Origin of the sequence: Streptomyces boninensis, from assembly GCF_048572725.1 — a bacterium.
Classification (GTDB): Bacteria; Actinomycetota; Actinomycetes; order Streptomycetales; family Streptomycetaceae; genus Streptomyces; species Streptomyces boninensis.
In genome coordinates this window covers 9,145,779-9,158,282 of the sequence record NZ_CP183837.1, presented here as the reverse complement: position 1 = coordinate 9,158,282, position 12,504 = coordinate 9,145,779, and the positions used below count along the sequence as shown (strand labels likewise).

Below are 12,504 nucleotides of genomic sequence, written 5' to 3'. Positions count from 1 at the left end.
TAGCCCCGTCACCTTTCGGTGCCGGCCGAAGTGACGCCGCCGAGCACCGCCGTCACCGTCCTGCGCACCTCTGCCGCGTCCGGCGCGCCGCTCCCCGCCGCGATCAGGTGCCCGGAGCCGATGAGGGTCGGCGCGAGGACGTCGACGTCCGCGTCGGCGGCGATGCGGCCGAGGTCGCGCTCGGCCCGCAGGTAGTCGGCGAGCATCGCCGCGGCCTCGGTGAGCAGCGGGACGCCGACCGGGGTGGTGCGGCGCAGCCGCTCGCGCAGGGCGTCGCGGGCGAAGATCAGCGCCACGATCGAGACGGCGACGGTTTCGAAGAGGTCGGTGAGCGCGTCGGTGAGATTGCCTGCCACGCTGCCGGTGCCGGGATCGAGCAGCTCCGACCGCTCCCCCAGCCGGGCAATGCGGTCCTCCACCAGCGCGGCGAGGAAGTCGTCGAAGTCCGCGAAGTGCCGGTGCAGCACGCCCTTGGCGACGCCCGCCTCCTCGGTGACGGCGCGGCTGGTCAGCCCGCTCGCGCCGGCCCGCAGCAGGACGCGCTCCGCGGCCGCGAACAGCTGCTCGCGCACGTCCCGGATGGCCACTCCTGTCGGCACCCCGCACCGTCTCCTCGTATCGGCGTCGGCCCCAGCTTACGACCTGCACACTTGGTGAGTGGGCAGCCGCCCACTAGAGTGGGCGCATGCCCACTTCAGCGCAGAGCGAGCCACCCGAGACGCACCGGCTCCGCGAGACGGCCGAGTCCTTCGGCACCGACGCCGAGCGTTACGACCGCACCCGCCCGGCCTACCCCGCGGCCCTGATCGAGCGGATCGCCGCGACCGCGCCGGGCCCCGACGTGCTCGACGTCGGCTGCGGTACGGGCATCGCCGCCCGGCAGCTGGCGGCGACCGGCTGCCGCGTCCTCGGCGTCGAACCGGACGCGCGCATGGCGGCACTGGCCCGGCGGTACGGCACCGAGGCCGAGGTCACCACGATCGAGGAGTGGGACCCGGCCGGGCGCACCTTCGACGCGGTCGTCGCCGGGCAGACCTGGCACTGGGTCGACGCGCCCGCGGGCACGGCGAAGGCGGCGCGGGCGCTGCGGCCCGGCGGCCTGCTGACGGTGTTCTGGAACGTGGCCCAGCCCGGCCCCGCGGCGAGCGAGGGCTTCGCGGCGGCGTACCGCCGGGCGGTCCCCGACCTTCAGCTGCCCGCCACCCAGTCGGCCCTGGCCGCGTACGAGCCGATGTTCACGAAAGCCGCCGACGGCATCCGCGCCGTCGACGGCTTCAGCGCGCCGCGGGAGTGGCGCTACGAGTGGCACCACACGTACACCCGCGACGAGTGGCTCGATCAGCTGCCGACCGGCGGCATCTTCACCCGCCTCCCGCGGCCCGCTCTCGACGCGCTGCTGGCGGAGGTCGGGGCGGTGATCGACGCGCAGGGCGGCGGCGTCCCGATCGCGTACACGACGGTTGCCGTCACGGCCCGGCGGGGCTGATCAGCTCGACCAGGAGAGCGTGCCGCTGGCGACGCTCAGGGCCGCCAGCACGGCGAGGTCCGCCACGCCCAGGGCGATGCCGAGCCAGGCGCGGCCGCGGCGGGAGGTGCCGCGGGCGAGGGCGAGGCCGCCGAAGACGAGGGCGCAGGGGCCGAGGAAGAGGTTGAAGACGAGGAGTCCGGCGAGGCCGGTGACGAAGGAGGCCACGGCGAAGTCGTCGCTGCGGTTACGGCGGCGGGGCGCCGCGGCATGCGTGGATTCGGTGGGCTCGGACGTGCGTTCTGTCAGCGTGGTCACCGCTCCGCCCTCCGGGTGTAGCGCTCGCGGACCGCGAAGCCCAGCAGCCACGCGGCGATTGCCGCCCCGGCCACCAGCGAGACGCCGACGGGCAGTTGAGCGGCGGCGCCGATGACGACGCCGAGCAGCAGGAATGCCGCCACGATGATGAGCATGGGTGTTTTGCCCCCTCTTCGGTGAACGGTTGTAGTAACAGTTGTTCACTGAGATCGAGAGTACGCACACCTGGCGCGCCTTGGCAAACGAGTGTTTACTGATTTCCCGTGAGCCGCACCACAAGCACCCCGAGTACCACCCCTGGTCTGCGCGAAGCCCGCAAGCAGCAGACCCGCCAGGCCATGCTCGACGCCGCGCTCGGCCTGCTGCAGGAGCAGAGCCTGTCCAGCCTCGGCCTGCGCGAGGTCACCCGCGCCGTCGGCATCACCCCGGCCGCGTTCTACCGTCACTTCCGCGACATCCCCGACCTGGGCGTCGCCCTGGTCGAGCAGGCGCTGGACAGCCTGCACACCCTCGTCACCACCCTGCTCGCGGAACAGGACGGCCCGCAGGAGCGGATCGACACCAGCGTCGAGCTGATCCGGCAGTACGTACGCGACCACCCGGCACACGTGCGATTCGTGGCGAGCGAACGGCACGGCGGGGTGCGCAAGGTGCGCCTCGCCATCGCGGGGCAGTTGGACCTCTTCACCCGGGAGGTGGCCGCCGCGCTGGCCGGCGAGGCGGAGGCGGACGGCTGGAGCCCGGCCGAGCTGGGGATGCTCGCCGGGCTCTACGTGGACCAGATGGTGCTGACGGCCTGCGCGTTCTTGAGCGCCGAGCTGGGCGAGGGCCCGCCGGCGGACGAGGTCGCGGCCACGGCGCGGGCCCGGATGCGACTCGTACAACTGGGCCGGGCGCACTGGCACGGGTGACGCTGTCCGCCAACCGCGCGGGAGGAGGGTCCGGCCTGCCCCTTGCGGACCCTCCTCCCCCGCGACCTCAGGCCTGGTCGTCGTTGTCCGCGTCCTCGCCCTCGGGGTTGTCCGGGGTGTCGAGAACGGCGTCGGCGGTCTCGTCGGCCAGGTTCGCGATGTCGTGGAGGATGCCCATCGAGAAGAGCTGGCCGAGGAGGCCACCGCTCTCCGGGTCGTCGCCCGCGCCGGCGGCGCTGGCGGGGAAGGCGGTGAGAGCGGTTACTGCGAGGCCGGTTGCGGCGACTACGGCCGCGCGGCGGATACCTGCACGCATGAAGTGTTCTCCTGCATGTGGGGATTGAAAGGACGAATTCAGGTATTCCGCGCAAAACGGATAATATGCTAAATGGCCCCCATTTGGCGGATCCGACGGAGCATCACCCACTGCGCCGCGGCGAACGCGGCGGTGACGGCAGCTTGGAGCGGGATCCAGATGGTGCCGGTGTCGGACGGGTCCAGCCATGCCACGATCGCCACGATGCTGGCGACTGTCCACGCGAGGTTGATGTCGATGAAGGCGGCGACCGCGCCCGGCGGCGGGGAGGGCCGCAGGCCGACGTAGCCGACGACGGCTCCGTATACGAGCAGGAAGGCGCCGAGGCCGAGCAGCAGGCCGCGGTCCATGCCGAGCTCATCGGCCAGCGGGCCTGAAACGGCCAGGTAGGCAAGGCCGTTGGCGCCGGTGACGACGGCATCGAGGAGCAGGATGCGGCGCAGCCAGGTGACGGGGGTGGTCGGGGTCCGCGGGTGGGTGGTGGGAGTGGTGAGGGACACGGCTCCTCCTACGGATGCTGGTGGGTGTGTCCACCGTGCCGTTGGCGCGGAGTCGGGTCGATTACCGCAGAGGTAATGCGGGTTACGCGGGTGCGGGGTCAGGGGTGCGGGGTCAGACGTCGTAGTTGAAGCCGAAGGCGCGGACGCCGGTCTCGGTGCGGGGGCGGTGGCTGGTGCGGTCGCCCATGGCGACATACGTGCCGGGGCCGTGGGTGCGGTCGCCCTCGATGATCTCTCCTTCGACGACGAAGTAGGCCTCGCCGTACGTCTCGTGCACGTCCGTCTCGGGCCATTCGGCGCCGGGGGCGAGATCGATGACCCAGGTGCGTATCCCGGGCATGCCGGGGAGCATGCGGACCTTGATGCCGGGGGCGAGTTCGGTGGCGGGGAGGGCGTCGACGTCCACGGGGAGGATCTGGCCGGTGGCGACGGGCGGTGGTGTGATCATGGCTGCACGCTGTCACAGCTCCGCGCGCGCGGCGAGCGATTTGAGCTCCGCCCGGGAGGCGATGCCGAGCTTCGGGTACGCCTTGTAGAGGTGGTAGCCGACGGTGCGGTGGGAGAGGAAGAGCTGGGCGGCGATGTCGCGGTTGGACAAGCCCTGGGCGGCGAGGCGCACGATCTGCAGCTCCTGCGGGGTCAGGCTCGCGGCCGCGCCGTGGGGCGGGGCGGCCTGCTTGGCGGCGGGGCCGGTGCCGGTGGCGGTGAGTTCGGCGCGGGTGCGGTCGGCCCAGGGCCGCATGTTGAGGCGCTCGAAGACGTCGAGCGCGTCGTCCAGTTGCTTGCGCGCCTCGGCCTTCCGGCGGGAGCGGCGCAGCCATTCGCCGTAGAGGAGGGCGGTCCTGGCGTACTCCAGGGGGCGGCCGTCGCGGTCGTGGGCTGCGAGGGCGGCGGCGTAGTGCGTGGCGGCGGTGTCGTCGGTGGCGAGGAGGGCGCGGCTGCGGTGGAGGAGGGCGTGGGCCCAGTCCTGTTGTACGGAGGTGGCCCACTCGGTGTAGCGGGTGAGGGCGTCGGCTGCGCGCTCTGGGGCGCCGACCCGTACGGCGGCCTCGACGAGGTCGGGGGTGGAGCGCAGGGCGCAGAAGTGGTGGCGCATCGGCTCGCGGGTGAGGCGCTCGAAGCGGGAGAGGGCGGACTCGGCGCGGCCCAGGCCGAGTTCGAGGAGCCCGAGCGACCAGTGCGCCCAGGGGGCGCCGGGGGCGAGGGCACCTGCGGTGCCACCGGCGAGGCCGGCGTCGGCATGGCGGCGGCAGGCGTCCTCGTCGCCTTCGGCCGCGTGGAGATAGGCGAGCACGCTGCTGAACTGGCCGATCCACTGCTCCTGCCCGGTGTCCCGAGCGAGGCGCAGCGCCTCGGCGGCGCTGGTGTGCGCATCGCGATGCCGCCCGGTGAAGACCTCGGCCTCGGCGACGAAGAACAGCACCGTGGGCAGCCGCCCGGCCGCGCCCGCGGTGCGCTGCTTGGCGGCGAGGGTGGTGGCGAGGCGATACGCGTCGGCGTCCTGGCCTCGGGCGAGGGCCGCACCGCAGAGGATCATCAGCGCTTGGTCGGGCGCGCGCCCGCGCACCTCGGCCCCACAATCGCCGAGGACGGGTGGCGGTCCGGTGCGCCCGCGATCGAGCAGGTGGCTGAGGAAGGCGGCGACATGGGCGAGGGGTTCGCCGTCGGGCAGCGGCACCGAGGAGAGGGCGTCGAGGGTATCCGCGAGCTTGCGCTCGCCGAGATACCAGGCGGGGTGGACGGCTTGGATCAGCATGGCCGCGGCCTGGGGTGGATCCGTATCGCGAACCAGCGCGGCGCCGTCGAGGAGCAGCTCCTGGGCGGCGGGGTAGGCGCCGCGCCAGAACTCGACTAGGGCGCGGACGTGGGCGGTTCGGGCGGCGATGGCGGTGGGGGTGTTGGCAAGGGCAGCCGCGGCTGTGCGGTGGGCGCGGTTGGCGCCATCGACGCGGTCGGCGCGGCCGGCGCCATCGACGCGGTCGACGCGGTCATACCCGTCCAGGCGTGCAGCGCGGGCAGCGCTATCGGCGGCGGCCTGGTCCGCCGAGCCGGCGGCCTGGACCGCGCCATAGGCAGCTGTCGCCTTGGCCGAGCGCGGGGCGCCGATACCGGCTGGCGCGGCGGCGGCTCGCTCTGCCGCGCGTATTGCCAGCTGTTCCGCGCGTTCTAGCTGGCCTGCCGCCAGGGCGGCCTCCGCGGCGAGCGCCTCGCGGCGGGCGCGTGCGGCCGGGGCGGTCGTCAGGCGGGCGGCGCGTTCGTACGCGGCTGCCGCCGCTTCGTGGCCGCTGCGGCCGCGCGCCCGCGCGGCGGTGTCCTCCAGTGCGGCGGCCGCCTCGTCGTCCGGCCCCGAGGACGCCGCCGCCAGGTGCCAGGCCCGGCGGTCCGCGTGTACGGGCCCGTCGAGCGCCGCGGCGAGCGCCCGATGCGCCTCCAGGCGGCGGCCGAGTGGCGCCCGATGGTGCACGGCGGCACGGATGAGCGGGTGCCGGAAAGCCACCGTCTCCAGGGGCGCGTAGGCCCCGCCGCCTGCGCCTCCGACGCCGTACGACCCGCCGCCAGCGGCCCCGGCACCGACTGGCCCACCGCCGACGGCCTCAGTGCGGTCCGCCCCGGCGCCGCCCGCGCCGCCCGCACCACCCGCGTCCCGGCGTACCAGCAAGCCCGCCTCCTCGGCCCGTATCAAATCCGCGATCGTCGCGCCGACGGCGCCCCCGGCGCGCAGCAACACCTCCGGGTCACCGGTCTCATCGACCGCCGCGATCAGCAGCAGGTCCTGCACCGGCTGCGGGAGCCGGCTCACCCGGCCGTGAAAAGCCAGCTGCAACCGCCCCGTCAGGGGCAGCGCGCCCGGCGCGAAGCCGCCCGGGTTGTCCGCCGCGAGGGCGAGCGGGAGCTCGTGCAGCGCGAGCGGATTGCCGTGCGCCTCGGCGAGGACGCGATACCGGACGGCCGGTGACAGCGCCGGCACCGGCGAAGCCGGCGTGTCGGCCCGGTCCAGCAGCATCGCCGCCGCCTCCGGTGCCAAGCCCGCAAGCTGCCGCGACGGCAGCCCCGCAGCCGGGAAGGCGCCCTCCCCGTCCCGCGCCGCGAAGACCAGCGCGACGCCCTCCGCGTACAGCCGTCGCGCCGCGAACACCAGCGCGTCCTGCGACGCCCGATCCAGCCACTGCGCGTCGTCCACCACACACAGCAGCCCCGACTCCCCCGCATGCTCCGCCAGGAGCGACAGCACCGCGAGCCCCGTGAGCATCGCATCGCGGTCGCCCGCCGCCCCCAAGCCCAGCGCCGCCTCCAGCGACGCACGCTGCGGCTCCGGCAGCGCGCCGAGCGCGCCCAGCGCCGGGCGCAGCAGCAATTGCAGGCCGGCGAAAGGCAGCTCCGCCTCGACCTCCACCCCCGTCCCCCGCAGCAGCCGCAGCCCCAGCCCCGCGGCCCGCGCCGCCGCATCGTCGAGCAGCGCCGTCTTGCCGATGCCCGGCTCGCCGCGCAGCACCAGCGCGCCGCTGCGCCCCTCCCGCGCCTCGGCGAGCAGCCCGCCGAGCGCCTCCTGCTCCGCCTGCCTGCCGTACAGCTCCGCTATCTGTTGATCACCCATGTCTGCACGCATCATCGCCGCGACAGATGCCGCCCGGCAACCGCCTGTGGAAATACCTAAGCGCGACAGATTCCGCCCCTCCGCGCCCCGCCTAACTTTGTGTTCACCGCAAGGCGATCACAAAGGAGCACACCCCATGGACACCAAGAACGACCTGGTCGAGCGCTACATCGCCGCCTGGAACGAGACCGACGCCGGCAAGCGCAAGCAGCTCCTCACCGAGGTCTTCGCCGCGACCGGCACGTACACCGACCCGCTGGTCGACGTCCAGGGCCCCGAGGGGCTCGACGCCACCATCGCCGCCGTGCAAGGCCAGTTCGGCGGGCTGGTCTTCAGCCTCGGCGGCACGGTCGACGCGCACCACAATGTCGCCCGCTTCACCTGGCACCTCGGCCCCGAGGGCGGGGAGCCGGTCGTGATCGGCTTCGACGTCGCGGTCGTCGACGACGACGGCCGGATCAGCCAGATCGTCGGCTTCCTCGACAAGGTCCCGGCCGGGGCCTGACCCCTCCCGGGAGGGCGGGCGGGCAACGAGCCCCGCCCGCCCTCCGGGCCCAATCCCCGTACCCGATCCCCGTACACCCCCGAAAGGACCCTCATGTCCGCCTACGTCATCGGCCGCCTCCAAGACGCCGCTCCCCACCCCGACATCGCCGAGTACATCGAGCGCCTCCCCGACACCTTCACCCCGTACGGCGGCCGCTACCTCATCCACGCCACCCCTCACGAGACCCTCGAGGGCACCTGGACCGGCGGCATCGTGATGATCGGCTTCCCGTCGCTCGAAGATGCCCGCGCCTTCTGGGACTCCCCCGCCTACCGGGAAATCGCCCCACTGCGCTCCCGCCACATCCCGGGCGACCTCGTCATGGTCGCGGGCGTCCCCGAGGACTACGACCCGACCCCGTTCGCACGGTCGATCCGCGAGGCTGCCAACGCGGCCGCCGAACAGCGATGAGTATTGGCGTGCCGGCGGGTCTGTCCCAGTAACAGACTCATCGCCGCACCCAAGGAGCGCATCATGACCGCCACCTACACCTTCGACATCTTCTCCAGCCTCGACGGCTACGGCTCGTACAACGAGGACGGCGACTGGGGCGGCTACTGGGGCAAGCAGGGCCCCGAGCTGCTCGACCACCGCCTCGGCCTGTACTCCGGTGACCACCGGATGGTCTTCGGGGCCACCACGTACCGGGAATTCGCGCAGATGCTCGCCGAGAGCACCGAGGAGTCCGAGGTACGCGACGCGTGGGTCACCCGCATGCGGAACCTCCCCATGACGGTGGTGTCGAGCACGCTGCAGGGCCCCCTCGACTGGCCGGACGCGACCGTCGTGAGCGGCAATGCCGTCGACATCGTCGCGCGCCTCAAGGAGGAGTCCGACGTCCCGCTGCGCTCGCACGGCAGCCTGTCGCTGAACCACGCGCTCCTGGCGGCAGGCCTGGTCGACCGCGTCCAGGTGACCGTCTTCCCGGTGATCACCGGCAGGACCGGTACCGGGCCGATCTGGGGCGGCGCGGACGACTTCGACCTGGAGCTGATCGAGACGCGGACCCTCGACGGCAACACCCAGGAGCTCACCTACCGGCCCACCCTGCACGGGAAGCAGTGACGCAACCCACCGAGGTATAGTTGAGCTCTCAAGCACCACAGGAGGCCGCTATGCCGACGATGCCCGCGCTCTACCTCTCGCACGGCGCGCCGCCGCTCGCCGACGACCCGGTCTGGCCGGGGCAGCTCGCCGCCTGGTCGGCCGAGCTGCCGCGGCCGCGCGCCATCCTCATGGTCTCCGCGCACTGGGAGGAGGCGCCGCTCGCCATCGGCGCCACCGAGACGATGCCGCTGGTGTACGACTTCTGGGGCTTCCCGGAGCACTACTACCAGGTCACGTACGCCGCCCCCGGCGCCCCCGAGCTCGCCGCCTCCGTACGGGCACTGCTCCGCGGCCCGGGGACGGACGTGCAGGACACCCCGGACCGCGGCCTCGACCACGGCGCTTACGTACCGCTCGTCGAGATGTATCCGGACGCCGACATTCCGGTGCTGCAGATCTCCATGCCCACCCTCGACCCCGAGGCGCTGCTCGCCATCGGCCGCAAGCTGGCGCCGCTGCGCGACGAGGGCGTGCTGATCGTCGGCAGCGGGTTCTTCACGCACAACCTCGCCGCGTTGCGCCACAACGGCGTGCCCCAGTGGTCGACGGAGTTCGATGCCTGGGGGCGCGAGGCGCTCGCCGCGCAGGACGTGGACGCGCTTGCCGACTTCCGCCACAAGTCCCCGGCTGGGGCCCTCGCACATCCGCGTACCGAGCACTTCGCGCCGCTGTTTGTGGCCATGGGCGCCGCCGAAAGTGACCTCCCCACGCAACGCAGCGTCATCGACGGCTTCTGGATGGGACTGGCCAAGCGGTCCGTCCAGTTCGGCTAGCAGAACCTCCCCGCGCTTCATGACAACCGTGTGAAGAGTTTATTCCGAGCTGTTGACATAAAACCTCGACCCTTCGCATGCTGTGCGGCATGCCACAACCCGACGGTCCGCTCGCACGCCTGCGCCGCGGTCACGAATCCCTCGTCCTCGGCCTGCTGCGCAAGCACGGCCCGCTCAGCCGCGCCGAACTCGGCCGGCTGAGCGGCCTGTCGCGCACCACGCTCTACGACATCGTCGCCGCCCTCGTCGACAGCGCCGCCGTGGCCACCGCCGCCCCCGCGACGGACGCGTCCGGCAAGCGCGGCCGCGGCCGCCCGGTGGAGAAGCTCACCCTCAACCCCGAGGCAGGCCAGGCGCTCGGCATCGACTTCGCCCGCCGCGCGGTGCACGTCGCCGCGGTCAACGTCGCCCACGAGGTGATCGGCTCGGCAAGCGAGGCACACGCCCCCGACCTGCCGTGGGAAGAGCGCATCGACCTCGCCGAGCGCCTGGTCGGCACCCTCGGCCGACGCGGTCAGGGCGCGCTGCGGCTCTCCTCGCTCAGCGCCATCGGCGTCGGTGTCGTCGGCCCGGTCGGCGCGCCCGGCGAGGAAGCCACCAGGGCGGGCGACAGCGACGGGCTGCCGGGGCTGCTGGCGAAGCGCTTCGGCGTGCCGGTCCTCGTGGACAACAACACCCGCCTCGCCGCGCTCGCCGAGGCCACCTGGGGCGCGGCGGCCGGTGACGAGGACGTGCTGTATCTGAAGATGTCGTACGGCGTCGGCGGCGGACTCATCGTCGGCGGCTCGCTGCACCGCGGCGCGTACGGCCTTTCCGGCGAGTTCGGGCACATCACCGTAGAGCCGGGGTCGGACGGGCGGCCGTGCGAATGCGGCGGCACCGGGTGCCTGGAGACCGTGGCCTCGGCCGGGGCCGTACTCGAAGCCGCCCGGGACGCGGGCTGCGACGCGGCAGATCTCCCCTCGCTGATCGCCGCCGTGGAGGCGGGCGACGCACCCGCGCGCGGTGTCTTCGACCGCGTCGGTACGGCCGTGGGCGAGGTGCTCGCCGCCACCTGCAACGCCATCGGCCCCGGCGTCATCGTCCTCGGCGGCGAGGTGGCGGGCGCGGGCGCCGCGCTCCTCGACCCCGTCGAGCGCGCCCTCACCGAGCACATCCAGCCCATCGCCCGGCACCGCGTGGACCTGCGCCGGGCGGCCATCGACGAATCGGGCGGCGCGCTGGGCGCCATCGCCCTCGTCCTGCACGAATCCCCCTTGCTCTCCCGCTATCCGGCGGCGTCGCCGGACTCCGAAGTGGAGGACCAGTCGTGAAGATATCGAGGCATACGGAGCGGACATGGCTGTGATCACCGCACCGGAGGATGAGAAGGCCACGGGCGCGGCGGCGCCGGTCCGCGGGAAGAAGCGGCGGGTTCCGGCCCTCGTGCTCAACCTGATAGCGCTCGCCATCGGCATGGTCATCTGGAACATCGGGGCCGGGCTCGGGATGATCGGGGACTTTCCGGGGCCCGGCGATGTCCTGCCCCGTGCCGGGGAGATGATCGGTGACGGTCAGCTCTTCGACAACGCCGGCGCCAGCCTGCAGCGCGTATTCCTGGGGTTCCTGATCGGCAACGTGGTCGCGATACCCCTCGGCTTCCTGATGGGCTGGTATCCGGTGGCCCGTGGGCTGCTGGAGCCGTACATCCAGTTCTTCCGCACGATCCCGCCGCTGGCAATCATCCCGCTCGCCATCATGCTGATGGGCATCGGCGAGACCCCGAAGGTCTTCGTCATCTCCATCGCGGCTTTCATGGCCACGGTGGTGGCCGCGTTCCAGGGCGTGACGAACGTCGACCGGACGCTGATCAACGCGGCCCGGGTACTGGGCGCCTCCGACTGGGTCATTTTCCTGAAGGTCGTCATGCCGGCGTCCGTGCCGTTCCTCCTGGTCGGCATGCGGATCGGCCTCGGATCGGCGTGGGCGACCGTGGTGGCCGCCGAGATGGTGGGCGCGGAGTCCGGCGTGGGCCAGTCGATGATGAACGCCCAGACCTACTACGACATGCCCACGATCGTCGTGGGCGTCATCACCATCGGCGTGATCGGCCTGGTCATGGACCGAGGGCTGCTCTTCGCCGAGCGCCGTCTGACCGCTTGGCAGGAGACCCGATGAACAGCAAGATCTCGTTCCAGAACGTCACCAAGACCTTCGAGATGAAGGACTCCGTCTTCACCGCCCTCGACGACGTATCGCTGGAGATCGAGGACCAGGAGTTCGTGACCGTCGTCGGCCCGTCCGGGTGCGGCAAGTCGACGCTCATGGGCATGGCCGCCGGCCTGGTGACCCCGGACGGCGGGACGGTCGAGGTCGATGGCGCGCCCGTGACCGGACCGGGGCCGGAGCGCGGCGTGATCTTCCAGCAGTACGCGCTGTTCCCGTGGCTCACGGTGCGCGGCAACGTCGAGTTCGGGCTGAAGCTCGCCGGGCTCTCGGCCGAGGAGCGCGGCAAGCGCGCCCAGCAGGCCATCGACCTCGTGGGCCTCACCGACTTCGCCGACGCACTCCCCAAGGCCCTCTCCGGCGGCATGAAGCAGCGCTGCGCCATCGCCCGCGCCTACGCCGTGGACCCCGAAGTGCTGCTCATGGACGAGCCGTTCGGCGCCCTCGACGCGCTCACCCGCATCCAGCTGCAGGACCAGCTCCTGGATACCTGGACACAGAAGAAGCGCACCGTCATGTTCATCACCCACGACGTGGATGAGGCCGTCTATCTGGCCCGCCGGGTGATCGTCATGGCCGCCCGTCCGGGCCGGATCTTCCGCGTTATCGACGTGGACCTGCCGTACCCCCGTACCGAAGAGATGCGCCTGTCGCCCGAGTTCGCCCGGATCCGTAACGAGGTCTGGCACGCCGTCTACCACCAGGACGAGCCGCAGGACGCCGTCGCGGCCTGAGGCCCCACGAAACTTCCTTCCACCCGAAAGGAC

16 protein-coding genes are annotated in these 12,504 nt (G+C 72.5%); 9 read left to right on the top strand and 7 right to left on the bottom strand.

Translation table 11 applies throughout. The features are described 5' to 3' along the window. Positions 1-8 precede the first annotated feature (8 nt). Positions 9-599, bottom strand: a complete 591-nt coding sequence (locus tag ACNNMR_RS41235; RefSeq protein WP_419999869.1) for a TetR/AcrR family transcriptional regulator — start codon at positions 597-599, stop codon at positions 9-11. Between the two features lie 86 nt (positions 600-685). On the opposite strand from ACNNMR_RS41235, the gene ACNNMR_RS41230 reads away from it, so the two are divergent. After that, entirely contained in the window at positions 686-1,486 is an 801-nt protein-coding gene (locus tag ACNNMR_RS41230; RefSeq protein WP_419999868.1) for a class I SAM-dependent methyltransferase, read from the top strand. On the opposite strand, the gene ACNNMR_RS41225 is transcribed toward ACNNMR_RS41230, so the two are convergent. Further along, positions 1,487-1,783 carry a hypothetical protein gene (locus tag ACNNMR_RS41225; RefSeq protein WP_419999867.1) on the bottom strand — a complete coding sequence of 99 codons (297 nt, stop codon included), beginning with the start codon at positions 1,781-1,783 and terminating at the stop codon, positions 1,487-1,489. Further along, entirely contained in the window at positions 1,780-1,938 is a 159-nt protein-coding gene (locus ACNNMR_RS41220) for a hypothetical protein (RefSeq protein WP_419999866.1), read from the bottom strand. Before ACNNMR_RS41220 ends, ACNNMR_RS41225 begins: the two co-directional genes overlap by 4 nt. A 183-nt stretch (positions 1,939-2,121) precedes the next feature. On the opposite strand from ACNNMR_RS41220, the gene ACNNMR_RS41215 reads away from it, so the two are divergent. Beyond that, complete coding sequence (locus tag ACNNMR_RS41215) at positions 2,122-2,694, top strand: TetR family transcriptional regulator (RefSeq protein WP_420000649.1); 573 nt, start codon at positions 2,122-2,124, stop codon at positions 2,692-2,694. Between the two features lie 67 nt (positions 2,695-2,761). Here ACNNMR_RS41215 and ACNNMR_RS41210 read toward each other — a convergent pair whose 3' ends face one another. From ACNNMR_RS41210 to ACNNMR_RS41195, 4 genes are all read right to left on the bottom strand, one after another. Beyond that, positions 2,762-3,010 carry a hypothetical protein gene (locus ACNNMR_RS41210; protein WP_419999865.1) on the bottom strand — a complete coding sequence of 83 codons (249 nt, stop codon included), beginning with the start codon at positions 3,008-3,010 and terminating at the stop codon, positions 2,762-2,764. A 68-nt stretch (positions 3,011-3,078) separates the two neighbouring features. After that, positions 3,079-3,510: a hypothetical protein gene (locus ACNNMR_RS41205; RefSeq protein ID WP_419999864.1), complete on the bottom strand. Its 432-nt coding sequence runs from the start codon at positions 3,508-3,510 to the stop codon at positions 3,079-3,081. Between the two features lie 112 nt (positions 3,511-3,622). Continuing rightward, positions 3,623-3,958 (bottom strand): cupin domain-containing protein, encoded by a 336-nt coding sequence (locus ACNNMR_RS41200; RefSeq protein ID WP_419999863.1) that lies wholly within the window; start codon positions 3,956-3,958, stop codon positions 3,623-3,625. Positions 3,959-3,970: 12 nt separating this feature from the next. Further along, on the bottom strand, positions 3,971-7,105 hold the full coding sequence (locus tag ACNNMR_RS41195; protein WP_419999862.1) for an AAA family ATPase: 3,135 nt from the start codon (positions 7,103-7,105) through the stop codon (positions 3,971-3,973). 136 nt (positions 7,106-7,241) lie between these two features. Between ACNNMR_RS41195 and ACNNMR_RS41190 the strand changes: the two genes are divergently transcribed. The 7 genes from ACNNMR_RS41190 to ACNNMR_RS41160 all read left to right on the top strand — a co-directional run bounded on the left by ACNNMR_RS41190 (position 7,242) and on the right by ACNNMR_RS41160 (position 12,471). Continuing rightward, the gene (locus ACNNMR_RS41190; RefSeq protein WP_419999861.1) at positions 7,242-7,610 is read left to right on the top strand and encodes a nuclear transport factor 2 family protein; all 369 of its coding nucleotides are present in this window, start codon (positions 7,242-7,244) and stop codon (positions 7,608-7,610) included. Between the two features lie 93 nt (positions 7,611-7,703). Beyond that, positions 7,704-8,063: a DUF1330 domain-containing protein gene (locus tag ACNNMR_RS41185; protein ID WP_419999860.1), complete on the top strand. Its 360-nt coding sequence runs from the start codon at positions 7,704-7,706 to the stop codon at positions 8,061-8,063. A 63-nt stretch (positions 8,064-8,126) separates the two neighbouring features. After that, complete coding sequence (locus ACNNMR_RS41180; protein ID WP_419999859.1) at positions 8,127-8,717, top strand: dihydrofolate reductase family protein; 591 nt, start codon at positions 8,127-8,129, stop codon at positions 8,715-8,717. A gap of 50 nt (positions 8,718-8,767) precedes the next feature. After that, positions 8,768-9,532 carry a dioxygenase gene (locus ACNNMR_RS41175; RefSeq protein WP_419999858.1) on the top strand — a complete coding sequence of 255 codons (765 nt, stop codon included), beginning with the start codon at positions 8,768-8,770 and terminating at the stop codon, positions 9,530-9,532. Between the two features lie 77 nt (positions 9,533-9,609). Further along, positions 9,610-10,845: an ROK family protein gene (locus ACNNMR_RS41170; protein WP_419999857.1), complete on the top strand. Its 1,236-nt coding sequence runs from the start codon at positions 9,610-9,612 to the stop codon at positions 10,843-10,845. Positions 10,846-10,870: 25 nt separating this feature from the next. Further along, complete coding sequence (locus tag ACNNMR_RS41165) at positions 10,871-11,689, top strand: ABC transporter permease (protein WP_419999856.1); 819 nt, start codon at positions 10,871-10,873, stop codon at positions 11,687-11,689. Then, positions 11,686-12,471 carry an ABC transporter ATP-binding protein gene (locus ACNNMR_RS41160; RefSeq protein ID WP_419999855.1) on the top strand — a complete coding sequence of 262 codons (786 nt, stop codon included), beginning with the start codon at positions 11,686-11,688 and terminating at the stop codon, positions 12,469-12,471. Before ACNNMR_RS41165 ends, ACNNMR_RS41160 begins: the two co-directional genes overlap by 4 nt. Positions 12,472-12,504 lie beyond the last annotated feature (33 nt).